The organism is Comamonas sp. 4034, assembly GCF_050434545.1.
Taxonomy (GTDB): domain Bacteria; phylum Pseudomonadota; class Gammaproteobacteria; order Burkholderiales; family Burkholderiaceae_C; genus Comamonas; species Comamonas odontotermitis.
This window is the reverse complement of sequence record NZ_JBNDIT010000014.1, coordinates 77,038-100,168: the sequence shown is the minus strand read 5'-3', so window position 1 is coordinate 100,168 and position 23,131 is coordinate 77,038. Positions and strand designations below refer to the sequence as shown.

Genomic DNA, 23,131 nt, shown 5'->3' with positions numbered 1-23,131 from the left:
AACAATGACAAATCCTGTATCCACACCCTCTACCCCATCGGCAGCCCCTGCCGCTCCTGCTCCTGCCGCACCTGTGGCGGCACCTTCCCCCACCGCCAAGCTGATCCGTCCCAGCTTCAAGGCCATCGGCCTGATGCTGCTGGTGGCGGTGGTTGGCATTCTGCTGGTGCTCTGGGCCTGGAAACTGCCGCCTTTCGCGTCTTCTACCATGCGCACCGACAACGCCTACGTGCGGGGCCAGATCACCGTGCTGGCACCGCAGGTGAGTGGTTATGTGAATGAAGTGAACGTGGCCGATTTCGGCCATGTGAAGCAGGGCGATGTACTGCTGCGCATTGACGACCGTATCTACCAGGAGAAGGTGGCACAGGCCCGGGCGCAGCTCGACAACGCCCGCGCGCAGCTGGCCAATTCCGACCAGACCCAGGCGCAAAACCGCGCCAACCTGGGCGCGCGCAAGGCCAGCCTGTCTGCTGTTGCCGCAGAGTCGCGCCGCGCCGCTGCAGATCTGCAGCGCGTGGAAGAGCTGGCCGCCAAGGGCTCGGTGTCGTTGCGCGAGCGCGACCAGTCGCGTGCCACCTCGCAGCTGGCCAAGGCCAATGTGGAAAAGGCCGAGGCCGACATCCATATCGGCGAGCAGTCCATCAAATCCACCCAGGTGGCGCGCGCCAGCCTGGAGGCGCAGGTCAAGGCCGCCGAAGCCCAGCTGGGGCTGGCCCAGATCGACCTGGACAACACCGTGGTGCGTGCGCCGCGCGATGGGCAGGTGAGCGAGTCGTCGGTGCGCACCGGCCAGTATGTGGCGGCGGGCTCGCAGCTGCTGTTTCTGGTGCCCGACAAGCTGTGGGTGGTGGCCAATTTCAAGGAAACGCAGACCGCGCACATGCACGTCGGCCAGCGGGCCAGCTTCACGGTCGATGCCTTGGAGGGCGGGAAGCTGAACGGCTACATCGAACAGATTGCACCCGCAACGGGTTCGGAGTTCAGCGTGATCAAGGCCGACAACGCTTCGGGCAACTTCATCAAGATCGTGCAGCGCCTGCCTATCCGCATTGCGATCGATGCCGATCAGGAGCTGGCCGCGCGCCTGCGCCCGGGCATGTCGGTGGAGGTATCCGTCGACACCCGCGCCGCCGAGCAGGCCGCCAAGGAAAAAGCTGCAAAAACAGGAGCGGTAAAGTGATCAGCAGCAAGCGCACGCTCTTCTTTTTTAGCCCCCTCATAGCTGCGGCCTTGCTCAGCGGCTGCGCGCCTGCACTGCGCCAGGCGCCACCAGACAGCCGTGCAGGCCTGCCTACCCGCTGGGCCTACCAGGGCGAAGGCGATCAGGGCACATCCACCCCCATTGCGGCGCAGTGGTGGCAGGCGCTGGGCGATGCCGAGTTGAGCCGCCATGTGGAGGCAGCGCTGGCACGCAACGCCAACCTGCAGGTGGCCGGTACGCGCGTGGCGGCAGCGCGCGCGCAGTTGCAGGCGGCCGACGCTGCGCTGCTGCCCAGCCTCAACCTGGGCGCCAGCGCCGGGGTGACGCATACCTTGACGCCCGTGGGTATCACCACCTCGCGCAGCCTGCAGCCGCAACTGCAGGCGAGCTGGGAGCCTGATCTGTGGGGGCGCCTTGCGGACAGGGCCAGCACCGCCGATCTGCAGTACCGTGCCACCCAGGCCGACCGCGACGCCGTGGCACTGACGGTGGCCGCCACCACGGCGCAGACCTATGTGGACCTGCTGGCGCGCGAAGCCCAGCTGGCCCAGACACGCCAAACACTGCATACCCGGCGCCAGGCCTTGCAGCTGGCGCAGGACCAGGAATCGGTCGGCTACATCTCCAAACTGCAGGTAACGCAGGCGCAGGCCGAGATGGAATCGGTGCAGCAGCAGATTCCCGCGCTGGAGATGGCCATTGCGCGCCAGTTCAATGCCTTGCAACTGCTGGCAGGCGATGTGCCTGCGCGGCGCGATACAGCGCAGGCCGATGGCAAGGCCTTTGCCGCCCTGGCGGTGCCTGCGGTACCGGCCAGTCTGCCGTCCGAGCTGCTGCGCCGCCGGCCTGACCTGGTGCAGGCGGAACTGGCCCTGGCCGCCTGCGATTCCAATCTGCGCGCCAGCCGCGCGGCCTACTTGCCGCAGGTCAGCCTCAGCGCCAGTGCGGGGCGCCTGTTTGTCAATGCCCTCGGCTACAACCCGATCAATGTCTGGAGCCTGGGCGCAAGTGCGCTCGCCCCATTGTTCGATGGGGGGCGGCTCGACGCGCAGTACGGCACGGCCACTGCGCAGCGCGACCAGGCGGCCTACGCCTACCGGGGCGCGGTTCTGTCAGCTTTGGGCGATGTGGAAAACGCCCTCGTGGGTGTGGATCGACTGGATGTGCAATTGCAGACGGCCAAGCGCCGCCGCGCCGTGCTGGCGCAAACCTATGGCTATGCCAAGGACCGCTATGACGCAGGCTACGCGTCGTACCTGGAGCAGATCGATGCCCAGCGCAACCTGTTTCAGGCGGAGATCGAAGTCATCAACCTGCGCCAAAGCCAGATGGACAACCTGATTGCCCTGTACCGCGCACTGGGGGGCGGGTGGTCGGCTGCGCAAGTTTTGCCTGCAGACTCTGGCGCACATTAAGCAGCGCTTAATGCCTGCCGGACTGGCCAGACCCAGCGTTGCGCCAAATCCTCAGCATTGCAAGCAATCTGTGATCGGAAGGCTGCTTATATTCAAAGTATTTTATCGCCGTTCCATAATGCGCAATGCCCCATTTTTGGGCGTTCTTGCAGACCACGAAGGCGCACGGTTGCGCCTGTGCAGGCGCCTGGCATTGTATTCATGTCCGAGACCGTTGTTTTGCGTGGGCCCGAGCGGCCCGATCTGTTGCGCCACGAAGTGCTGGCCGACCTGTTTGAAGCCACCGCCTATGCCCACCCGGAAACCACGGCGCTGATCGCTGGCGGCCAGCAGTTGAGCTACGCACAGCTCGATGCCGACGCCAGCCGCGCCGCGCATCGGCTGATTGAGGCGGGTATCGGCCCTGGCGATATGGTGGGACTGTGGCTGCCGCGCGGCATTGCGCTGCTCACCCTGCAGTTGGCCATCGCCAAGACCGGGGCTGCCTGGCTGCCGTTCGACAGCGAAACCCCACCGGAGCGCATTGCCACCTGTCTGGACGACGCACAGGCCAAAGCGCTATTGATTGCAGAGCAGACACCGCGCGACGGACTTACGCAAGCAGGTGTTCTGGCCTTGATGCTGGATGACGCGCAACTGCTGGCGCCGCTGCCGGGCGGCACCGTGCTGCGCCGCCGCAGCCATGCGCAGCCAGGCGACCCCGCCTATGTCATCTACACCAGCGGATCGACGGGCAAGCCCAAAGGCATTGCCATCACGCAAGGCAGCATCTGCCATTTTCTGCGCAGCGAAAACGCGCGCCTGGGCGTGCGTCTGGGCGACAAGGTCTACCAGGGCTTCTCGGTCGCGTTCGACATGTCGTTCGAGGAAATCTGGATCAGCTACCTGGTGGGCGCCACCTTGTGGATCGCGCCACGCGAGATTGCGGGTGACCCCGAAGCCCTGCCCCGGGCGCTGGTCGAGCAGCAGGTGACGGTACTGCATGCCGTTCCTACGCTGTTGGCATTGTTTGCCCACGATGTGCCCAACCTGCGCATCATCAACCTGGGCGGTGAAATGTGCCCCGAGGCGCTGGTGTCGCGTTGGGCGCAGTCCAGCACCGGTTCGCCGCGCCAGATGTTCAACACCTATGGGCCGACCGAAGCCACGGTGTCGGCAAGCCTTGCCGAGCTGAAGGCGGGCGAGCCCGTCACCATCGGCACACCCCTGCCCAACTACAGCATGGTGGTGGTGCAGGTGATCGATGCGGACAGCTTTCCCGCAGGCACGGCGCCGACCCTGGTGGGCCTGCCAGCGGGCGAGACGGGCGAGCTGTGCATCACCGGCCCCGGCGTGGCTGCCGGTTACCTGGGCCGCCCCGAGCTGACGGCCGAGAAGTTTCTGGACAACCCCTGGCCCGCCGGGCCGCACGACATGCGTCTGTACCGCACGGGCGATCTGGCGCGCATTGACGAACACGGCCAGATGCAATGCCTGGGCCGGGCCGATGACCAGGTGAAGATCCGGGGCTTTCGCGTGGAGCTGGGCGAGATTGAAGCCGTACTGGCCCAGCAGCCGGGCGTGGGCACCACGGCGGTGCTGCTGCGCCGTGACGACGGCATGGACCAGCTTGTCGCCTTTTATGTACCCACGGATGTGCCGGGCACCTCGGTGCCGCCCACGCACACTACCTTGCGCAATGCCCTGGCCGAGCGCCTGCCTCCCTACATGGTGCCCGCGCGCTTCGAGGCACTGGCAGAGATGCCGCGGCTGACCTCCGGCAAGATCGACCGCAAGGCACTCAAGGCCATGGAACTGGCGGCAGCGGTGAACAGCACCGACTCCGACACCGCACAGACGCCTGCGGAAGAAGTGCTGTTTGCCGCGCTCGCCAAGCTGTTCCCGGGCCAGCCGGTACGCCGGTCGCTGGATTTTTTCAGCGATCTGGGTGGCCACTCCCTGTTTGCTGCGCGGCTGACATCGCAGCTGCGCGCCGACCCGCGCTTTGCGCAGGCCACGGTCAGCACCATCTACCAGCAGCGCCAGATTGGCCGCATCGCGGACGCCTTGCAGTCTGCGATGGCCGATGAAAGCGCTCCTGCATCCGAGCGGCCGTTTCGCACGCACTCTGCGCTGCGCCGCTGGCGCTGTGGCGCGGCGCAGGCGGCGGCCATACCGTTTCTGGTGCTGATCAAGATGGCGCAGTGGCTTGCACCGTTCTTTACCTATCACTTCTTCACCGGCGACGAAAATGACTCGGTGCCGTTTGCCATCGCCATCTCGGTGCTGGCATTTGCCATTGCCACGGTGTTGGAGTTTGCCGTGGCCTGGGCGGGCAAATGGCTGGTGGCTGGCAGGCTCAGGGCAGGGCGCTATCCGCTGTGGGGGCTGACCTACTTCCGTTGGTGGTTTGCCGACCGGCTGGTGGAGGCCGTGCCGGTGGCGATGATCACCGGCTCCTCGCTCTTCCCGCTATGGCTGCGCGCGCTGGGTGCCAGGGTGGGCAAGGAAGTGGTGCTGGGTTCGCTCACGGTGCGTGCACCCGATCTGCTGACCATTGGCGACGGTGCCAGCGTGGGCAATGCCGTCAACCTGGAAAACGCCCGCGTCGAAGGCGGCTGGCTGCTGCTAGGCGGTATCGATATCGGCGCCAACGCCTGCATTGGCTCCTACGTGGTGCTGGAAGGCAATACCCGCCTGGGCGACTGGGCCCACCTGGAAGGGCAGTCCGCTCTGACCGATGGGCAGGCACAGCCCGAGCGTACAGTGTGGGCAGGCTCGCCTGCGCAGCACGTATCGGCTTTTGATGAAACCGCCATGCCCGAGCGCATCTCGCCCAGTGCGGCCTGGCGCAGCTGGGAGATGCTGGTGTTTGCCATGGGGGGGTTGCTGATTGCCACCCTGTTCTTCATGCCAGTGTTCCCTACCTTCCTGCTGATCGACTGGCTGGATGTGGATTCGATCTCGGTACGCCCTTTGATCGAAGACGGCACGGTCGATGCGCTGGGCGCGTTCATCCTGCGCTTCTTCAAATTCTTCGTGCTGGCGCTGCCCGCCAGCCTGGTGCTGGTGGTCTGCACCATGCTGGTGGCCGCGCTGATCCGCTACCTGCTGCTGCCCCGGCTGCGGCCGGGCACCTGGTCGGTGCACAGCAAGCGCTACCTGGGCAAGTGGCTCACCAACCAGATCCAGGAGGCCAGCCTGGGAACCCTCCACGGCATTTATGCCACCGTGTATTCGGCCACCTGGTACCGCATGCTGGGCGCCAAGGTGGGCAAGCGCACCGAGCTGTCCACCGCCCTGGGCGTGGTGCCCGACATGCTGACCCTGGGGGATGAATGCTTTGTGGCCGATGCAGTGATGCTGGGCGACGAGCGCATCGACGGCGGCTATATGACGGTGCAGCCAACGGTGGTGTCGCGCCGCAGTTTCATTGGCAACGGCGCCTATGTACCTGATGGTTCCACCATTCCTGAAGGCGTGCTGATCGGTGTGATGTCGGCTGTGCCGCGCAATGCCGACATGCAGGACGGTCAGACCTGGATCGGCTCGCCTGCGATGAATCTGCCTGCGCGCGAAGTGGTGCAGGGCTACCCCGATCACCTGACCTTTGCACCTTCGCGCAAGCGCATCCTGGGGCGGGGCCTTGTCGAGGCCTTCCGCATTGGCGCGCCGCACGCACTGGTGATTGCCGCGGGCTACGCCATCGTGCTCGATGCCATGCCGCTCGCGTCTGCAGGCCGCTGGGGTGCGGTGGTGCTGGATCTGGCCATGGCAGGCATCGTGTTTGGCCTGGGGGCATTCCTTGCGGTGGCCTTGTTCAAATGGCTGCTGGTGGGGCGCTACAGCAAAAAGGCGGTGCCGATGTGGACGCCCTTTGTGTGGCTGTCCGAAGCGGCCACCAGCATGTATGAAGGTATCGCCATCCCCAACTTCCTGCGTTACCTGCGCGGCACACCGTTGCTCAATCTGGCCATGAACGCCATGGGCAGCAGGATCGCCATGAGCGCCTACCTGGACACGACCGATATCACCGAGCACGATTGCGTGACCGTGGGTGCGCACAGTGAGTTGAACGCGCTTGCGTGCCCGCAGACCCATTTGTTTGAAGACCGGGTGATGAAGATCGACCATGTGGTCATTGGCGAGCGGGTGACGATTGGTGCGCGCTGCACCGTGCTGTACAGCGCCCAGGTAGGCGATGGCGCGCAGCTGGGACCCATGACCCTGGTGATGAAGGGCGAAAACCTGCCTGCGGGCACCCGCTGGCACGGCGCTCCTGCAGCGCCATGGCGGGCCTGAACGCGGCGCAGCAGGCGGTACCGCTGCCTGCTGCCTGTGAGAGCACGGCGCAGGTGTTTGCGGTTTGCCTGGCGCCCACTGCGGGGCCGCCAGCATCCTTGCGCGAAAGCCTGCGCCATGCAGTGCACCAGTCCATCTGCAGCACGCTGGCGGAGGTACTGCAGTGCGATGCGCGACAATTGTCTGTGCAGCGCATGCCCGGCCAGGCACCGATGCTGCTGCTGGGTGGCAGCGTGCATGCTGCCATTCGCCTCTCGGTCGCCTATGCCGGTGCGTCTGCACTGTGGGCATGCTCGGATCGTGCTGCCATTGGCGTGGATGTGCAGGCGGTGCCCGCCGATGCCGATGGCGATGACGCCGAATGGCACGCTGTGGCGCGGCAGTTCATCGGGCCTGCTGCACAAGCACTGGCACCGCTGCAGGGCACGGCCTTGCGCGCTGCCTTTGCCCAACAGTGGGCGCAGCTGGAGGCGCGGCTCAAATGCGCTGGCCTGCCGCTTTCAGAAGCGGATGCCCGCCCTGCCGGCTGGGATGCAGGCGTGCAGTGTGTGCCACTACCCTGGCGCACGTCTGGGGGTGTTGCCGCATTGGCCCTGGCCTGGCGTTCTTAAGGGGTTGAGCCCGGCAGCGGCACTGCTACACTGCGGGCGTCCTCACTCCTTCCCTCAAGCCGTTGGCACCAACACCCAAACGCCGCCCCGGCCACCATGCACGGCGCTATTCGAGCTGGTGGGCGCTGCGCATGCAGCCCCAGCGCATGGCCGCTGCCTTGCAGCAAAAACACTGGTTGCGCATGCATGGCCTGTGCATGGGCTTGCTGGTACTGTTGGTGATGTGGGTGGTAACCGCTGCCATGCTGAAGGCGGGGGTGGAATCGATGGCGGTGCGCTACGCCGCAAGCCTGGGCGTGGGTTATGCCGTGTATCTGGCGGTGCTGCGGCTGTGGGCAGCCTATCTGGTGCGCAACGCATACGAGCGCAGGCGCGAGGAGTCTTCGGCAGACGGCCCGGATGTTCTTGATGGGTTTCCTGATCTGCACCACCACCATGGCACCTCCGATGTGCAGTCGGGTGGCGGCGGCGATTTTGGCGGCGGTGGCGCGTCGGGCAACTGGAGCAGCGCGGCAGATGTGCCCCAGGGCGGCAGCGGCTCCTGGGTTGACAGCGTGGACATTGGCGATATTGGCGGTGGAGATGAAGGCATCGTGATCGTGCCGATCCTTGCCGTCTTTGCGGGCTTGGTGCTGGCCTTTTTTGGCCTCGGTGCCCTGCTGTGGCTGTACTTCGGGGTGGATGTACTGCTGACGGTGGCAGTCGAGCTGGCTTTTTCGATGATGACGGCGCGCGCGCTGGTACGTGTGGAGCGCGCGGGCTGGCTGGCCTCTGCGGTAAAGCTGACCTGGAAGCCGCTGCTGGGCGCCCTGGTATGCGCTGTGGCTGTCGGAGCGTTGGCCGACTGGTGGGTGCCCGAGGCAGACACCTTGCGCGAGGTGGTCACCCATGTCCGGGACTCGCGCTGACGGGCAGATGCCGACCATATGGATACAACCAAAGGTTTGTTGGTAACCCGCGGTTTCGCTGCCATAGTACGGGTTTGGTTTTGGTATGAATAAGAAGGAATCTGTGATGTATCCCACCACATTCTTGCAGCACCGAGCGGCCCTGACCCGGGCGGCATCGGCACTGGCGGTTGCCGGCGCGCTTGCAGCCATGGCGCTGCCCGCTCAGGCGTCCACCTTCCGCTGGACACGCTCTGCCGATCTGTCGTCCTGGGACATCCATGCGCAGAATGTCGGCGTCAACAATTCGGTGCACCGTGCGGTGTATGAGGCGCTGGTCGAATACAACAGCCAGACCCAGAAGCCAGAGCCGTCGCTGGCCGCCAAATGGGAGCGCATCAACCCCAAGCAGCTGCGCGTCACCTTGCGCGAAGGCGTCACCTTCAGCGACGGATCGCCGCTGACGGCCGATGACGTGAAGTTTTCGCTGGAGCGCGCCAAGGCCAAGACCTCGGGTTTCGTGGTCTATACGCAGGGCATCGACCGCGTGGAAGTGGTGAACCCAACCACCGTCGATATCTTCTCGGACGTGCCCAACCCGGTGCTGGTGAACCAGCTGACCGAGCTGCGTATCATGAGCAAACCCTGGGCCGAGAAAAACAACTCCACCGTGCCCAAGGACATCAAGGCCAAGGATGAGAACTATGCCCACCGCCATGCCCTGGGCACCGGACCACTCGTGCTCGATTCATGGTCGCCCGATTCGCGCCTGGTCCTCAAGGCCAACCCTCACTGGTGGGGCAAGGGCAAGTACCCCACCAATGTGACCGAGGCGGTATACACGCCCATCAAATCGGATGCCACGCGCACGGCAGCGCTGTTGTCGGGCGAAGTCGATTTCATCATCGACCCGAGCATGAACGATCTGCAGCGCATCAAGCAGGCGCCCAATCTGCAGGTGCTCGAATCGGCAGCGGACCGCACCATGTTCCTGGGGATGGACCAGTACCGCGATGAACTGGAGCATTCCAGCGTCAAGGGCAAGAACCCGTTCAAGGACGTGCGCGTGCGCCAGGCGCTCTACCAGGCGATTGACATGGGCACCATCCAGCGCGTGGTGATGCGCGGCCTCGCCCAGCCCACCGGCACCTTGATCGCCCACCATGTGAACGGCTGGACCCCGCAGGTCGACAAGCGCCTGGCATTCAACCCGGAGGCATCGAAGAAGCTGCTTGCGCAGGCGGGCTATCCCGATGGCTTCGAAGTGGAATTCTCGTGCCCTGCGGGCCGTTACCCGAGCGACGAGGCGCTGTGCCAGGCCATCAGCGCGCAATGGGCAAAGGTGGGTATCAGGGCCAAGCTGCGCACGCAGCCGTTTGCCACCTATTTTCCGATGATCCAGCGCTACGAGGCCAGTGTCTACCTGCTGGGCTGGTCGGTACCCACGTTTGATGCCTACTACAGCCTGCAGGCGCTGATCCGCTCGCCAGGCGGCGGTGGTGACGGCAACTTCAACCTGGGCCGTGCATCCAACCCGCAACAGGACGCGATGATCGAGCGGGTCAAGACCGAAACCGATCTGAAGCTGCGCAACCAGCTGATTGAAAAGGTGCTCCTGAACGAACACCAGGCCATCTCGCACATCCCGCTGTTCAACCTGATCACGCCCTGGGCCACGGCCAAGAAAGTGCAGATTCCGACGCGGGCAGACAACTATATTGATTGGCGTGCGTTGAAGGTAGGGAACTGAGTCTGATCAGAAAGCTGCTTTGCAAGTTTGCGCAAAGCAGCTTCGCCTTCTAGTCCTTGCAAGTGCTGGGCGGGTAGCGCAGTGATGCCGCGTGCGGCGCCATAGATACTTGCTGCCATTGCTGCGATGGTGTCCACATCGCCCTGCATCTGCTGGATATAGCGCAGCATGGCATCAAAATCCTGGGTCATGAAGCGTGCAGCTACATAGAGGGCAGATACACAGGAATCGATGGCGACTATACCGTTGCCCAGAACCCGCGCTACGACTTTCGCGTCGGGGGGATCCTGTGAACCGTCAAGCCAACTGGTCGCCTGTCTAAGGCGCTGATGCCACGTCGCACGTGAGTGCAACTGTGCTTGCTCTGCCACTTGCTGCGGCCAGCCACTGGGCTTGAAAGACCTAACTTCGATGAACAATGCCAGATGCACGGCTGCGGCAACCAGTGCTGCGCCATCCTGTGCCAATTCATGGGCATGGGTAATGGCCGCTTGTTCGCGTGCCAGGGTCACCGCCGAAGGGCAACCAAGTTGCCCAGCCCATAAGGCCATGACTGGCGCACGCATGGCGCCGCCATTGCCCCATGAGCCCTGTGGAAACACATGCAGACGTGCTTCTTGCCATGGGACACCTGCGCGGATGCGTTTGAGGACTTTGGCGGCGCCAGGCCCATAGCCCCGGTTCCAGCGATAGCTGTGGGCAAAGCGCGCAGCTGCATCATCGGGGCACCAGGAACCACACGCAAGTAGCGACTCAAGTAGATCGATGCTCATCTGTGTGTCATCGGTGAATCGGATTCGGCCATCTCGCGTGCGCCCCAACGCACGCCACAGCAATTGCTCTGCCCAGCTGCCTTCATAAGGAGCTCCTAGCGCATCGCCAAGCGCCAATCCCAGTAAAGATCCAGTGATACGACTTTGAATATCGGGTTCAGTCATTTTGTTTGAAGAACGAGAATGTTTGAAATATCGACGGTGATTTGGCAGATATTTGGTATTTCTGAGAGGTGAGGGATCATGGGGGATTGCGCCCATAATCAACGCATGCCATCCATGCACCGCCGCCGCTCTTTCCTGCTCTGTCTGGCCGCTGCCGTGCTGGCGGGCTGTGCGTCTGATGGGCCGGGTGTTCAGCGAACGCCGGATGACGAGGCGCTCGCCAGCCTGCCCGTCAAGGTACTGATGGTTCAGGGCTTTGCCGATGTGCATCGGGCGTTGGCGGCGCGGCTCATCATTCCCACGCAGATCCAGACCGAGACGGGTTACGGCACCATTCCAGCCATTGCGCTGGCCATGGCGCCGCATCTGCAGGAAGGCGACTCGGTGGATGTGGTGGTGGCACCGGTTGCGGTGCTGGAGCAATTACAGGCCCAGGGGCTGGTGCGGCGGGGCAGCCTGCTGCCGGTGGTGCAGACGCCGCTGGCGGCTGCCGTGGCGGCGGGCCGAACACTCCCGCCACTGCAGAGCGAGCAGGATGTGCGCGCGCTGTTGCAGTCGGCGCGGGCGATTGCCTACCCGTCTTCAGAAGGCAGCGCCTTCATCGAAAAGCAGTTGCTGCCCCAACTGGGCATGGCGGATACCGTGCTGCCCAAGAGCATCAAGGTGTTCGGCCCGCAGGTGGCGCAATTGGTGGCGCGGGGGGATGCCGAGCTGGGCCTGCAATTGCGCAGCGAGCTGCAGCAGTCAGGCGGTATTCGCATCGTCGGTGACCTGCCAGCGCCACTGGCCTATGCTGCCGTGTATGGCGTGGCCATTGCGGCGCACGCGCCCAGCGCAGCCGGTGCGCAGGCGCTGGCCCGCTTCTACCAGCGCGAAGCTGCGCAGCACGACTGGGCAGGAACGGGCTGGGAGGCTCCCGCAGCAGGGCGCCAGGAGCGTTGATCGGTTTATCGGTCGGGTGTTGAAAGCTGTCGTTCTGATCGCATTCACCCGCCACCAGACGTCTGGCTCAAGCCAGCGCCCGCTGCACCGCAGGCCGGGCCTTGACGCGCTCGAAATGCGCAGCCACACGCGGGAACTCCTGGATATCGACGCCGTCGCTCTTGAGCCAACCGGCCATGGTGAAGAGGTAAGGGTCGGCGACGGAGTACTCGTCGCCCAGTACCCAGGTCTGGTCGCCCAGGTAGTGTTGTTCGATGAGGGTGAAGGCATCGCGCATGTTCTGCGGCACCTTGGCCTGCATGGCTTTGTGCGCGGCCTCGTCGTCTGCCCAGCGTGCTGCACGGGGGCGATGGGCGTGGTTGATATGTACGGTCGAGGCGAGGAAGCTGTTGAATTCCTGCATATGCGCGAGGCGGAAGGGGTCGTCCAACGGCGCGAGCCTGGCCTGTGGGTGGGTTTGCGCCACGTACAGAAGCAGGGCCAGTGTTTCCGACAGCACGCCCTGCGGTGTGTGCAGCGCAGGCACCCGGCCCTTGGGGTTGATGGCCAGATAGGCGGCGCTGCGCTGTTCGCCTTCGGCCATATTCAGCCGCTTGGCTTCAAAGTCGGCGCCGGCTTCGTGCAGCGCAATCAGCACGGCCTGGGCGCAGGTGCCGGGGGCGTAGTACAGGGTCAGGGGGGCGCTCATTACAATCTCCTTGGGTAAAAATCAATGGTTGGCGCCCATCCATCAAGCGCCATCAGCTATGGTTTTCATACTAAACCAAGCCTTCAAACCAGGGTGTCGCGTGCCGGTCCGCCAGCACGTATACCATTGGCGGCAGTATCAGCAATCGCGGTGACATGGCCAAAGACAAATCGATTTATACCTGCAACGAATGCGGCGGCACGAGCCCGCGCTGGCTGGGCAAGTGCCCGAGCTGCGGTGCCTGGAACAGCCTGGTGGAGACGGCGGCCGAGCCTGCAGGCGGTGGCAAGAACCGCCTGAGTCAGACCGGGCGCACCGGTTATGCCGGCCAAGCGCAGGCGGTCACCCCGCTGTCGGCGATCGAAGCCACAGATGTGGCGCGCACGCCCAGCGGTATCAGCGAACTGGACCGGGTGCTGGGCGGCGGCATTGTCGAAGGTGGCGTGGTGCTGATTGGCGGAGATCCGGGCATTGGAAAGTCCACCTTGCTGCTGCAGGCAGTCGATGCGCTGCAGCGTGAGGGTTTGCCTGCGCTGTATGTGACGGGTGAGGAGAGTGGCGCGCAGGTGGCGCTGCGCTCGCGGCGCCTGGGGCTCGACAACAGCCAGGTCAATGTGCTGTCCGAAATCCAGCTGGAAAAGATTCTGGCCACTTGCGAGAGCACGCAGCCCGCTGTGGTGGTGATCGATTCGATCCAGACCATGTACTCCGACCAGCTCAGCTCGGCACCCGGCTCGGTGGCCCAGGTGCGCGAATGCGCGGCGCACCTCACGCGCATGGCCAAAAGCACCGGCATTGCCGTCGTCCTGGTCGGCCATGTGACCAAGGAAGGGGCACTGGCCGGCCCGCGCGTGCTGGAGCACATGGTGGACACCGTGCTGTATTTTGAGGGCGACACGCACAGCAGCTTCCGCCTCGTGCGCGCCATCAAGAACCGCTTTGGCGCCGTCAACGAGATCGGCGTGTTTGCGATGACGGAAAAAGGCCTCAAAGGCGTCTCCAACCCGAGCGCTATTTTCTTGTCGCACCACACCGATCCGGTACCCGGCAGTTGTGTGCTGGTGACCCTGGAAGGCTCGCGCCCGCTGCTGGTCGAGATTCAGGCACTGGTCGATGACGGTGGCCCCAGCCCGCGCCGCCTCTCCGTGGGACTGGACCGCGACCGCCTCGCCATGCTGCTGGCCGTGCTCAACCGCCATGCTGGCGTGGCCTGCGCTGATCAGGACGTTTTCGTCAATGCCGTTGGCGGCGTGCGCATTGGCGAGCCTGCGGCTGACCTGGCGGTGATGTTGGCCATTACCAGCAGCCTGCGCGGCAAGGCGCTGCCCAAGGGCTTCATCGCATTCGGCGAAGTGGGCCTTGCAGGCGAGGTGCGCCCCGCCACGCGCGGACAGGAGCGCCTGAAGGAAGCCGCCAAGCTGGGCTTTACCGTCGCCGTCGTCCCCAAGGCCAACGCACCCAAAAAGCCGATCGAGGGGCTGACCATCCATGCGGTGGAGCGGGTGGACGACGCCATGCAGATTGTGCGGGGGCTGGAGTAGGGAATGCAGGCTGTCTTGGCGGCTGCATTCATGCGCGATGGCTTTGTGACTGTGCCTGATGTGTTGGGCATAGAAGAATGTATTACTGCGCTGGCAGAAGTTCAGGGCTGGTCGGGCAATGGGCCTGGCTCGCGCCATCTGCTGTCTTTGCCATGGTGCAGGCAGTTGGCCGCCCAATTGCGCGAAGTCAATGGTCTGGCTGCACTGATTCCTGAAAGCCATATCGCCGTGCAATGCACCTATTTTGAAAAATCCCGAGACACCAACTGGCTGGTCGCTCTACACCAGGATATGGGGATTGCGGTGCGAGAGAGGATCGAGCACCCTGCGCTTACAGGTTGGTCGATCAAGGAAGAGACGCATTTTGTGCAGCCTCCGCGGCACGTACTGGAGCAACTGGTGGCGGTGCGCCTGCATCTGGACGACTGTGGCGCAGATGACGGTCCCTTGCGTGTGGTGCCCGGTTCGCACAACATGGGTGTCATGGATGGTACGCGTGCAGCGGAAGTGCGCAATGAACGGGGCGAAGTGTCATGCCTCGTTGCCGTGGGGGCTGCCTTGGTAATACGGCCCCTGCTGCTGCATGCCTCGTCCAAAGCCACGGGCAGCAGCCGTCGGCGTGTACTGCATTTCCTGTTTGGCCCTGCGCATCTGCCTTATGGACTGGACTGGGCTGCAACAACGGGTTGGGTATAAACAGGCTGGCGTTTGTTGGACAAACGCCATTTGCTGTCAAACAGACCGTTCCTAAGCCAACCGCCCCTGCGGCCACAGGTGCGCAGGATCGTTGTACCCGGGCGTTGATGGATGGCCTGGGCTGACCAGTCCGTTGATGAGGCGTTCGTCTTCCACCGTTATCTGGTAGTCCAGCGCGGGCAGGTAGTCCTGCCACTGCTGCAGGGTACGCGGGCCGGCGATGACGGCGCTGATGGCCTGGTGGGCCAGCACCCAGGCGGTGGCAAACTGTGCGGCGCTGATGCCTTGCTGCTGGGCGTGTTGCTGCACCTGCTGCGCAATCAGCAGGGATTCGGGGCGGAACTCGGTCTGCATGATGCGCGTATCGTTGCGGCCAGCACGGCTGTCCTTGGGCGGCTCCATGCCGGGCTGGTACTTGCCGCTGAGCACGCCACGCGCAATCGGGCTGAAGGGTACGACGCCGATGCCGAAATGCTGGCAAGCGGGCAGGATGTCGGTCTCGGGCATGCGGTTGAGCAGGTTGTAGTATGGCTGGCACACCACGGGCGGCGGCAGGCCGATCTGGCGGGCGATGAACACGGCCTCTGCAATGCGCCAGCCGCGGAAGTTGGAGATGCCCCAGTAGAGAATCTTGCCGCTGTCGATCAGGTGCTTGAGGGCGTACAGGGGCTCTTCCAGGTTCAGCCCGGCGCGGTCGCGGTGCAGGTAGAGGATGTCGATGCGGTCGGTTTGCAGGCGCTGCAGGCTGGCCTCTACTTCGCGCAGCATCCAGGCGCGCGAGTAGTAGCCCTGGTTGGGCCTGTCGCCCATGGGGTTGCCCAGCTTGGTGGCCAGCACCCAGTCATCGCGCTGGCCTTGCAGCAGGCGGCCCACCATGCTTTCGGAGGCGCCCTTGCTGTAGATGTCGGCCGTGTCGATGAAGTTGACGCCGCGTTCGCGCGCATCGGCCACGATGGCGGCAGCCTCCTGCGCATCGGTCTGGTCGGCAAACATCATGGTGCCCAGGCACAGGGCAGAAACCTGAAGCGGGCTGGCACCGAGTTGGCGGTAGTGCATGGCAATCCCTTTGGCAAATGGTGGGGCTATCGTAGCCATGCACGGCACCGCTGTCTGTCGCTTGGGGTGCGCAGGCGGCACGCTTCAGTCGAGGCCGCTGTCTTCCTCCGCGCCATCTTCGTCTTCGTCCTTTTCCAGCTGGCTGCGGGTCTGCAACTGCTGGCGGATGGCATCCGTGTCCTGCACGAAGCGGTCCACCGGTACAGTGGGCGCCATGCGCCACTGCGGCGGCATGAGGTTGGACATGTACAGCCCGTCACCCAGGCGCTTTTGCGATTGCCATTGCAGGCCCAGCTTGGCGCCCACGCCCAGCACCAGCAAGCTCAGCATGGCGATGGCAAGCGTGCGGCTGCCCACCTGGGTTGCCGCGCGCAGGTGGAACCACAGCACTACCACCAGCAAGGCGATGGCCACGCTGGAGTCAAACCGCGACAGCAGCGGCATCGACAATGCAAATGCGCCGGCTGACAGCAGCTTGCCCACCAGCGCCGTGGTCACCATGCCGACCGAGGCGATGCAGACATGGCGCCAGAAGGCGGTGGCTCCCGTGAACAGTTTGCCCATCAGCGACCAGAGAAGAGACCACACCAGCAGGCCGCCAAACAGCCACAGCAGCATGGATGGCAACTGGCGCGCCATGGTTCCGGTCTCGGTGGCGCCCAGCCAGGTCTCCAGCGCTGCCAGCAGGGCAAGCGCTACCAGCGCAAAGGCCGTGAGCATGCCTTGCGCGCGCGAGAAGGGCCGCCAGCGCTGCGTGGGTGCCAATGGTTGCGCCGTGGTGCGCAGCGCCAGTTGTACGCCGCGGCCCAGAACGAGGCGGGTGCCCGGCGTCCAGGTGCAGCGCTCCCCCGCGCTGCAATGGCGCTTGCCCAGCCAGATGCCGTTGACGCTGTCGAGCACTTCGATTTCGTACTGGCCATCGCCGCTGCGGTGCAGGCGCACATGCTCGGGCGCGATGCTGGTGTCGGTCAGCACCAGATCGGCGGTGGCGGCGCGGCCAATGGTGCAGGGCCAGGCAAACACCGGCAGCGCGAGCGCCAGGCGGTGGCCGCGTTCCACCAGTTCCAGCACGGCGCCTTCGGGCGGCGCAGCGGCGGGCTGCGCGGGGGCTGCGGCATCCAGGGCCGCCATTTCGGTATCGGGCGCGACTTCGGTCAGCTCGGGGTAATCGTGTTCGCTCATCGCGCACTCTCGCTGGAAAAACCTTGCAGGAAATGGCTGGCCAGGCGCTGGGCGTTGTCAAAACTGACGGCGCTCACGTTCAGCCTGCCCAGTACGCCCTGGCGCGGCTGGTCTACCGAGACGGCCAGCACGGTCAGGTCGTACAGGCCGCTGAACTTGCGGTAGGCCGACATGCAGACCACGGCGCGCAGCGGCAGTTTGGCGTCGCCCGCGACAAAGTCTTCGCGGCATTCAAAGCCGGTGCGCACGCGGTTGCCGCGCTTGCGCATGGGCTCGTTGGCAAAGCTCTGGCTGTAGGTGTTGGCAAACTGCCAGGGATTCAGGCGCGGGGCGTCGTAGGCCTCGTAGCGCAGCCCCAGGCCGCCCACATCGCCGTCGCCGGTAAAGACTTCGCTGTCGATGCGGCACTGGCTGCGCTCGAAATCGAACAGCGATTCGCTGCGTCGCTCGCGGCCATCGCCCCAGCAACGGGCCAGGCTCTCCGATGGCACAGGCACGCGGTAAGGGCCGTAGCGCTCAGTGCGCGCCGGGCCTGCGAGCAGCCGGTCGGTCAGGGCCTGCTGGTGTTCGGTGAGCTGGCGGGTCAGCTCGGCATGCAGCGCGCCTTTGACGGGTTCCGCACTGCGGCTGCGTGCGAGCAACTGCTCGACAAATTCCACCGGTACCAGAAAGCTCACCTGCTCGGCGCCCAGGCGCTTGGCCACGTTCACGCCCACCACGCGGCCCTGGGTGTCGATGGCGGGGCCGCCGCTCATGCCGGGGTTGAGTGTGCCGCCAAAGAAGATGCGGGGGTAGAAGCTGCGCTGTACCAGGCCGTTGTAGGTGCCTTCGGTGATGGCAAAGCCCACATCGAGCGGGTTGCCCAGCGAAAAGATGCGCTCGCCGCCGTTCAGCGGGTTGTTGGCGGGCCGCAGCGAAAGTGCGCCGTGGTGGGGAGCGTCGCCGTCCTTGTCTGCCTTGGCAATGCGCAGCAGGGCGAGGTCGTGCAGGGCATCCACGGCCAGCAACTGCACGGGGGCTTCCTTGCCATCGACGGCCACCAGCACGGCCCGGTGGCGTTCGGGCTCCAGCGCCAGCTGGCTGATCACATGGTAGTTGGTGATGAGCAGGCCATCGGCTGATACGAAAAAGCCCGATCCGGTGCTGCTTTGGGTGTTGGTCTGGCGCCGCAGGGTGCGGATCTGCACGAGTTTGTCGCGCGCGGCCATATAGGCCTGCTGGGCGTCGGGCGAGGGCGGCGGCAACGGTGCATCAGCGACCGAAACGGCCGGGCGAGATGGTGGCTGGGCGGTTGCTGCAGCTGCCGCGTCCGCAGGCGCAGCCTGCGGGTGGGCGGCGGTAGGGGCCGGTTGCGCGGTGCTGGCCAGTGGCGTGGCGGCTTCGGCCTGCGGCTGCGCCATGGCCGGGCCTGCCAGCAGCGCAGCCAGTATGCCGGCCAAGCAGTTGATTCGGGTCAAGGATGTCATGGTTCGGGGCGTTCCCAGTCGGCAATCGGGCCGGGGCCCGGCTGCAGCAAAGGATGGCATTGCGGATCGGTGGTGTGGCGCCATTGCTCCCACAGCGCCGGGTTGCGTGCCTGCAGCTTGCGCAGCAGGTGTTCCCATTCGTAGGCCATCTGGCCGCTGGTGACGGCAATGGGCGCCACTACGGAGTTGGGGCCGAGCTTGCTGCTGTCAAAACGGTAGCCGCGCTCGGTGGCCTGCTGCTGCACGGCCCACAGGTAGGCATCGATGGCCAACTGCGGCGTGGCGTGGGCTTTGAAGCGGTTCAGCTGGGGGTGATTGCGATAGCCCTTGGTGAGGCCATGGAGCACATGGCGCGCGAGCAGGCCCTCGCGCCACAGCGCAACCAGGCCCTGCGGATCAAGGTACCGGGGGTGCACAGACCAAAGACGCATGGGTGAATGCTATCAAAATAAAAGTGCTTGCGCGCATGGTACGGACGCCAGTGGCTGAAATTGCTTCAAAACCACTGTGTGCCACGGCTTCAGCTGCGCAGCTTGTAGGCCTCGGTCACGCCGTGTTCGATGGCGTCGCTGATCAGGTTGCCCAGGCCGCTCCAGGCAATCTGTATGCCCAGGCACAGCAGGATGAAGGCCGAGATGCGCAGGAAGACGATGGTACCGGTCTCGCCCAGCGGCTTGAGCAGCTTGTCCGCATAGCGGTTGCACACCAGCAGGATGACGCCCACCACAATGCTGCCGACCGTGGCGCCGATGACGTTGACGACGGTGAGTGCGGGCGAGCTGCGGTCCAGCAGGCTGACACCGATGGTGATGGTGGCGGCCAGGCTGCCGGGCCCATAGGTGAGGGGAAAGGTCAGCGGGTAGAAGGCGCGGCGGCGTGCCATCTCGGGGGTGAAGGCCTCGGCCAGCTTCTCGGTCCGGCCTTCGGAGGAGTTGGTGTTGATCATGTTCCAGCCGATCACTGCCACCAGGAGGCCCCCGCCCAGGCGCACGATGTCGATTGACAGGCCGAACATTTCCAGCATGTACGAGCCGATCAGCATGAAGAAGATGATCAGCAAGGTGACATTGATGGCAATGCGCGTGGCAATGGCCCGCCGGGTTTCGTGTGATGCGCCCTCGGTCAGGGTCAGAAAGATCGCAGACACGCTGACCGGGTTGAGGATGGGCAGCATGGTGGCGACCACCAGCAGAAAACTCTTGCTGAAGGCGGCAAAGGCGATGGCGAAACTCAGAGACATGAAAGCGGTTCAAAAAGATATAGCGCGCAAGCATGCCAGCCAACGCCTGTGCGCGCCAGAGGCAGATACCGGGTTGTAGGGACAAACCAGAAGAGGACGCGTTGCCCGCAGGTCGAAATTTGCACTGCCCGCTGTAGCTACCTTCGGCAGCTACCCAACGGAGCCCGGTCAATTGGCCCCTGGCGTTGGCACTGCCCGCCCGGCAGTGGACAATAGCGCCCCATGAACTGGAGAAACATACTGATTCCCATTGGTTTGCTGGTGCTGCTGGGGGCTGCTTACCAAAATTACAAATGGATGGGGGTGCTGGCCGTGGGCGGCGGCATCGTGATGTGGCTGATGCTGCATTTCACCCGCTTGATGACGATCATGAAGCGCGCTTCCGAGCGCCCGCTGGGCTATGTGGCCAGTGCCGTCATGCTCAACGCCAAGCTCAAGCCCCAGATGCCGCTGGTGCACGTGGTGGCGATGACGCGCTCGCTCGGCCTGCGCCAGTCCAAGGACCTGGAGCAGCCTGAAGTCTTTGTGTGGCGCGACAACACGGACTCGACCGTGACTTGTGAATTTGTGGGTGGACGGCTGCGCAAATGGGCGCTGGAGCGCCCTGCAGTGGCGGAATCCGCGCCCATTGCAGGCCCCGGCAACCTGGATTGAGGGCGCAGAATTTGTAACAAAAGGGCCTTGCCAGTGCCCGGCGCGGGGTAGGCGGCTGCCTTGGTCAGGTACTCAGGGGGGTAGGCAATCCCTCATATTGTGTAAAGCGGGCTCCCGTCCACGTAAAATCTCAGCCCAGCATGAAGACGGGTGCCAGATACCGGGCCACTCGTCTCGCACAATCATCGATCGTTGCCAGGGCAAAGGGGCGCCTGGCAAGCACAGGAAAGTTTGAACACCATGACGCAGGCAGTTGTTGAGTTGCTGGCCAAAGATCTGAACGCGCAGGGCGGCGTGTTCTGTCCCAATCCCAAGGCGGATATGAAGCTGTGGAACGGCCACCCCCGCGTCTTTCTGGACGTGGGCCACTCCGGCGAGGCCAAGTGCCCGTACTGCGGCACCGTGTATCGACTCAAGGCAGGTGAAACCTTCCACGGCGGCCATTGAGTGACAAACTCTCCATTGGGCGGTGCTGCAGCTTCCCGCAAGCTGACGCTGACCATTGGCATCCTGACGCTGAACGAGGAAGACAACATCAAGGCCTGCATCAGCAGCGCCTCGTTTGCAGACCAGGTGATCGTGGTGGACAGCGGCAGTACGGACCGCACCACCGCCATCGCCTGCGAGCAGGGAGCCCAGGTCTACCGCTACGACGACTGGCAGGGCTTTGCCGTGCAGCGCAACCGCCTGCTCGCGCATGCCACGGGCGACTACGTCTTCTTTCTGGACGCGGATGAAGTCATTTCGCCCGCGTTCCGCGAAGAACTGCAGGCCATCGTGCAATCGGGCACCGAAGCCATCTGGATGGTGCGCTGGCGCATGGTGGCCTTTGGCAAGGAACTGAAGTACCTGCGCTCCACCGCCAAGGTCGAGCGCCTGTTCTGGCGTGGCCTGCTGCGCGAATACACCGGCGTGGTGCACGAAGAGGCGCAGCTCTCGCGCGGCGATGTGCCGCGCCATCTGATGAAGACGCCGCTGCTGCATTACTCGCGCAATACCGTGCATTCCAGCCTGGAAAAACTCACCCAGTACGCCATGCTCGGCGCTGCCAAGCGTGCGCAGGAAGGCGCGAGCGGTGGCATCTGGCGGGGCATGGCCTCGTCGGTGGCGATGTTTCTGCGCCTCTATATCCTGCATTTTGGCTTTCTGTGCGGCGGCGCGGGCTTTCTGTACTGCGTGTTCGTCGCGCTGGAGAGCTTTTTCCGCTATGTGGCGCTGGCCTACGACCGACCTTACCTGAGCGGAGACGTACGCCGATGACGCGCGCGGCGGCCGTGCCGCCTGCATCCACGCTGGCCTTGCGGGCCAGCCAGCTGGCCGCTTTCCTGGTGCCGGGCGTGGCGCTGTCCGTGCCTTCGGGCTATTCGGTCGGGGCTGCGGTGCTGGCGCTGGCCGCGCTGGTGTTCGTGCGCCAGTGGTGGGGCCAGCCCTGGGACCGGCGGGCCGTGCTGCTGGGCGGCCTGATTGCTGTCATGGGCGTACTGTGGTCATTGAGCTTTGATGGCTGGTCGCTCAAGCCGCGCAACGACCAGTTCTACAAGTACCTGTTCGCCATTGCCGGCCTGGGCTTCCTGCAGCTGTATGCGCCCAAGGTACGCCCGCTGGGCTGGGGCATGCTGGCCGGTGCCCTGGGCGCAGGCCTGGTGGCCGCCTGGCAGGCGGGATGGACCGACGCGCACCGGGCCAATGGCTTTACCAATGCAATCCAGTTCAGCGGTCTGGCGCTCATTCTGGCGCTGGGCTGCTGCTTTGGCGTATTGCTGCTGTGGCGTTCGCTGGCGGCCTGGCAGCGCGCGCTGGGACTGGTGTGCAGCCTGTTTGGCCTGCTGGCGGTTGTTCTGTCGGATACGCGCGGCAGCTGGATCGTGCTGCCCGTGGTGCTGCTGATGGGGGCGTTGATGCTGTGGCGCTGCGGCCTGCGCAAACCCGTGGGCCTGGGGCTGGTGGCTGCAGTCATCGGCATCGGTGGGTTGGTGGCCGTCAAGGGCGCAGAGATGGCGCAGCGCTACCACACGGCAGTGACCGAGGTGGAGCAGTACCAGGAGCAGCACCAGGGCGCCGCGCAGACCTCGGTGGGCCAGCGGCTGGCGCACTGGCAACTGGCCTGGGAGATGGGGCGCGACAAGCCGCTGACCGGCTGGGGTTTGCAGGGCTATATCGATGAAAAGGAGCACCGCGTGCAGGCGGGGCGTGCCAGCGCGTCGGTGCTGGGCTACGACCATGCGCACAACGAGGTGCTGGACATGTTTGCCAAGCGCGGGCTCATTGGCGTGGCGCTGCTTCTGGTTTTCTATGCAGTGCCGCTGGCCATCTTCTGGCCCACGCAGCGGCGCATGGCCCAGTGCCCTGGCACGCCGATGGATCGCCAGATTCTCTATCTGCGCATGCTGGGCACGATGGTGCCGCTGTGCTACATGGGTTTCGGCCTGACCCAGGTCTTCTTTGCCCATAACAGCGGGCACATGTTCTATGTATACATGCTGGTGGTGCTGCTGGGTGCGCTGATTGGGCGTGAGCGCGCACTATCTTTGGCGTGCGGTTCTCAAAAGCCCTGAGGGCTGATCGCTCACGACGCAATCC

Annotated in this window: 20 protein-coding genes; 13 read left to right on the top strand and 7 right to left on the bottom strand. The window is 64.5% G+C overall.

Annotation, left to right across the window (positions count from 1 at the left end):
• The first annotated feature begins 4 nt into the window (after positions 1–4).
• From ABIE32_RS15520 to ABIE32_RS15495, 6 genes are all read left to right on the top strand, one after another.
• Positions 5–1,183 carry an HlyD family secretion protein gene (locus ABIE32_RS15520; RefSeq protein ID WP_429017484.1) on the top strand — a complete coding sequence of 393 codons (1,179 nt, stop codon included), beginning with the start codon at positions 5–7 and terminating at the stop codon, positions 1,181–1,183.
• On the top strand, positions 1,180–2,619 hold the full coding sequence (locus ABIE32_RS15515; protein ID WP_429017482.1) for an efflux transporter outer membrane subunit: 1,440 nt from the start codon (positions 1,180–1,182) through the stop codon (positions 2,617–2,619). The genes ABIE32_RS15520 and ABIE32_RS15515 overlap by 4 nt, the downstream gene beginning before the upstream one ends.
• Positions 2,620–2,820: 201 nt before the next feature.
• Positions 2,821–6,900, top strand: coding sequence for a Pls/PosA family non-ribosomal peptide synthetase (locus tag ABIE32_RS15510; RefSeq protein ID WP_429017481.1), 4,080 nt, complete (start codon positions 2,821–2,823; stop codon positions 6,898–6,900).
• Positions 6,888–7,511 (top strand): hypothetical protein, encoded by a 624-nt coding sequence (locus tag ABIE32_RS15505; RefSeq protein WP_429017479.1) that lies wholly within the window; start codon positions 6,888–6,890, stop codon positions 7,509–7,511. The genes ABIE32_RS15510 and ABIE32_RS15505 overlap by 13 nt, the downstream gene beginning before the upstream one ends.
• A gap of 62 nt (positions 7,512–7,573) precedes the next feature.
• Positions 7,574–8,419 carry a hypothetical protein gene (locus ABIE32_RS15500; protein ID WP_429017478.1) on the top strand — a complete coding sequence of 282 codons (846 nt, stop codon included), beginning with the start codon at positions 7,574–7,576 and terminating at the stop codon, positions 8,417–8,419.
• Positions 8,420–8,609: 190 nt separating this feature from the next.
• Positions 8,610–10,148 carry an ABC transporter substrate-binding protein gene (locus ABIE32_RS15495; RefSeq protein ID WP_429017522.1) on the top strand — a complete coding sequence of 513 codons (1,539 nt, stop codon included), beginning with the start codon at positions 8,610–8,612 and terminating at the stop codon, positions 10,146–10,148.
• On the opposite strand, the gene ABIE32_RS15490 is transcribed toward ABIE32_RS15495, so the two are convergent.
• Positions 10,112–11,182: an ADP-ribosylglycohydrolase family protein gene (locus ABIE32_RS15490; RefSeq protein ID WP_429017476.1), complete on the bottom strand. Its 1,071-nt coding sequence runs from the start codon at positions 11,180–11,182 to the stop codon at positions 10,112–10,114. The genes ABIE32_RS15495 and ABIE32_RS15490 overlap by 37 nt on opposite strands.
• A gap of 9 nt (positions 11,183–11,191) precedes the next feature.
• On the opposite strand from ABIE32_RS15490, the gene ABIE32_RS15485 reads away from it, so the two are divergent.
• Positions 11,192–12,028: a substrate-binding domain-containing protein gene (locus ABIE32_RS15485; protein ID WP_429017475.1), complete on the top strand. Its 837-nt coding sequence runs from the start codon at positions 11,192–11,194 to the stop codon at positions 12,026–12,028.
• A 67-nt stretch (positions 12,029–12,095) separates the two neighbouring features.
• Here the strand turns inward: ABIE32_RS15485 and ABIE32_RS15480 are convergent, their stop codons facing one another.
• Positions 12,096–12,716, bottom strand: a complete 621-nt coding sequence (locus ABIE32_RS15480) for a glutathione S-transferase family protein (RefSeq protein WP_429017473.1) — start codon at positions 12,714–12,716, stop codon at positions 12,096–12,098.
• Positions 12,717–12,871: 155 nt separating this feature from the next.
• On the opposite strand from ABIE32_RS15480, the gene radA reads away from it, so the two are divergent.
• Positions 12,872–14,257, top strand: a complete 1,386-nt coding sequence (gene radA / locus ABIE32_RS15475; RefSeq protein ID WP_224151012.1) for a DNA repair protein RadA — start codon at positions 12,872–12,874, stop codon at positions 14,255–14,257.
• Between the two features lie 3 nt (positions 14,258–14,260).
• Complete coding sequence (locus tag ABIE32_RS15470) at positions 14,261–14,953, top strand: phytanoyl-CoA dioxygenase family protein (RefSeq protein WP_429017471.1); 693 nt, start codon at positions 14,261–14,263, stop codon at positions 14,951–14,953.
• A gap of 51 nt (positions 14,954–15,004) precedes the next feature.
• Here the strand turns inward: ABIE32_RS15470 and ABIE32_RS15465 are convergent, their stop codons facing one another.
• The 5 genes from ABIE32_RS15465 to ABIE32_RS15445 all read right to left on the bottom strand — a co-directional run bounded on the left by ABIE32_RS15465 (position 15,005) and on the right by ABIE32_RS15445 (position 19,897).
• Positions 15,005–16,009 (bottom strand): aldo/keto reductase, encoded by a 1,005-nt coding sequence (locus tag ABIE32_RS15465; RefSeq protein WP_429017469.1) that lies wholly within the window; start codon positions 16,007–16,009, stop codon positions 15,005–15,007.
• 84 nt (positions 16,010–16,093) lie between these two features.
• A complete protein-coding gene (locus tag ABIE32_RS15460; RefSeq protein ID WP_429017467.1) occupies positions 16,094–17,191 on the bottom strand; it encodes an FHA domain-containing protein in 1,098 nt (365 codons plus the stop codon).
• On the bottom strand, positions 17,188–18,657 hold the full coding sequence (locus ABIE32_RS15455; RefSeq protein WP_429017465.1) for a S1C family serine protease: 1,470 nt from the start codon (positions 18,655–18,657) through the stop codon (positions 17,188–17,190). The genes ABIE32_RS15460 and ABIE32_RS15455 overlap by 4 nt, the downstream gene beginning before the upstream one ends.
• A complete protein-coding gene (locus ABIE32_RS15450; RefSeq protein ID WP_377780064.1) occupies positions 18,654–19,088 on the bottom strand; it encodes a pyrimidine dimer DNA glycosylase/endonuclease V in 435 nt (144 codons plus the stop codon). Before ABIE32_RS15450 ends, ABIE32_RS15455 begins: the two co-directional genes overlap by 4 nt.
• A gap of 89 nt (positions 19,089–19,177) precedes the next feature.
• Positions 19,178–19,897: a MarC family protein gene (locus ABIE32_RS15445; protein WP_224151021.1), complete on the bottom strand. Its 720-nt coding sequence runs from the start codon at positions 19,895–19,897 to the stop codon at positions 19,178–19,180.
• A gap of 222 nt (positions 19,898–20,119) precedes the next feature.
• Between ABIE32_RS15445 and ABIE32_RS15440 the strand changes: the two genes are divergently transcribed.
• The 4 genes from ABIE32_RS15440 (at position 20,120) to ABIE32_RS15425 (ending at position 23,106) form a co-directional block, all read left to right on the top strand.
• Positions 20,120–20,551: a glycerate kinase gene (locus tag ABIE32_RS15440; protein WP_429017463.1), complete on the top strand. Its 432-nt coding sequence runs from the start codon at positions 20,120–20,122 to the stop codon at positions 20,549–20,551.
• Between the two features lie 240 nt (positions 20,552–20,791).
• Positions 20,792–20,998 carry a zinc-finger domain-containing protein gene (locus ABIE32_RS15435; RefSeq protein ID WP_224151023.1) on the top strand — a complete coding sequence of 69 codons (207 nt, stop codon included), beginning with the start codon at positions 20,792–20,794 and terminating at the stop codon, positions 20,996–20,998.
• Complete coding sequence (locus tag ABIE32_RS15430; protein WP_224151024.1) at positions 20,999–21,811, top strand: glycosyltransferase family 2 protein; 813 nt, start codon at positions 20,999–21,001, stop codon at positions 21,809–21,811. It begins immediately after the preceding gene.
• Entirely contained in the window at positions 21,808–23,106 is a 1,299-nt protein-coding gene (locus ABIE32_RS15425) for an O-antigen ligase family protein (RefSeq protein WP_429017461.1), read from the top strand. The genes ABIE32_RS15430 and ABIE32_RS15425 overlap by 4 nt, the downstream gene beginning before the upstream one ends.
• Positions 23,107–23,131 lie beyond the last annotated feature (25 nt).

Coding starts and splice junctions, on each gene's coding strand:
- ABIE32_RS15520 (WP_429017484.1), top strand. CDS start 5: ATGACAAATCCTGTATCCACACCCTCTACCCCATCGGCAGCCCCTGCC.
- ABIE32_RS15510 (WP_429017481.1), top strand. CDS start 2,821: ATGTCCGAGACCGTTGTTTTGCGTGGGCCCGAGCGGCCCGATCTGTTG.
- ABIE32_RS15505 (WP_429017479.1), top strand. CDS start 6,888: ATGGCGGGCCTGAACGCGGCGCAGCAGGCGGTACCGCTGCCTGCTGCC.
- ABIE32_RS15495 (WP_429017522.1), top strand. CDS start 8,610: ATGGCGCTGCCCGCTCAGGCGTCCACCTTCCGCTGGACACGCTCTGCC.
- ABIE32_RS15490 (WP_429017476.1), bottom strand. CDS start 11,182: ATGGGCGCAATCCCCCATGATCCCTCACCTCTCAGAAATACCAAATAT.
- ABIE32_RS15485 (WP_429017475.1), top strand. CDS start 11,192: ATGCCATCCATGCACCGCCGCCGCTCTTTCCTGCTCTGTCTGGCCGCT.
- ABIE32_RS15480 (WP_429017473.1), bottom strand. CDS start 12,716: ATGAGCGCCCCCCTGACCCTGTACTACGCCCCCGGCACCTGCGCCCAG.
- radA (WP_224151012.1), top strand. CDS start 12,872: ATGGCCAAAGACAAATCGATTTATACCTGCAACGAATGCGGCGGCACG.
- ABIE32_RS15470 (WP_429017471.1), top strand. CDS start 14,261: ATGCAGGCTGTCTTGGCGGCTGCATTCATGCGCGATGGCTTTGTGACT.
- ABIE32_RS15465 (WP_429017469.1), bottom strand. CDS start 16,009: ATGCACTACCGCCAACTCGGTGCCAGCCCGCTTCAGGTTTCTGCCCTG.
- ABIE32_RS15460 (WP_429017467.1), bottom strand. CDS start 17,191: ATGAGCGAACACGATTACCCCGAGCTGACCGAAGTCGCGCCCGATACC.
- ABIE32_RS15455 (WP_429017465.1), bottom strand. CDS start 18,657: ATGACATCCTTGACCCGAATCAACTGCTTGGCCGGCATACTGGCTGCG.
- ABIE32_RS15450 (WP_377780064.1), bottom strand. CDS start 19,088: ATGCGTCTTTGGTCTGTGCACCCCCGGTACCTTGATCCGCAGGGCCTG.
- ABIE32_RS15445 (WP_224151021.1), bottom strand. CDS start 19,897: ATGTCTCTGAGTTTCGCCATCGCCTTTGCCGCCTTCAGCAAGAGTTTT.
- ABIE32_RS15440 (WP_429017463.1), top strand. CDS start 20,120: ATGAACTGGAGAAACATACTGATTCCCATTGGTTTGCTGGTGCTGCTG.
- ABIE32_RS15435 (WP_224151023.1), top strand. CDS start 20,792: ATGACGCAGGCAGTTGTTGAGTTGCTGGCCAAAGATCTGAACGCGCAG.
- ABIE32_RS15425 (WP_429017461.1), top strand. CDS start 21,808: ATGACGCGCGCGGCGGCCGTGCCGCCTGCATCCACGCTGGCCTTGCGG.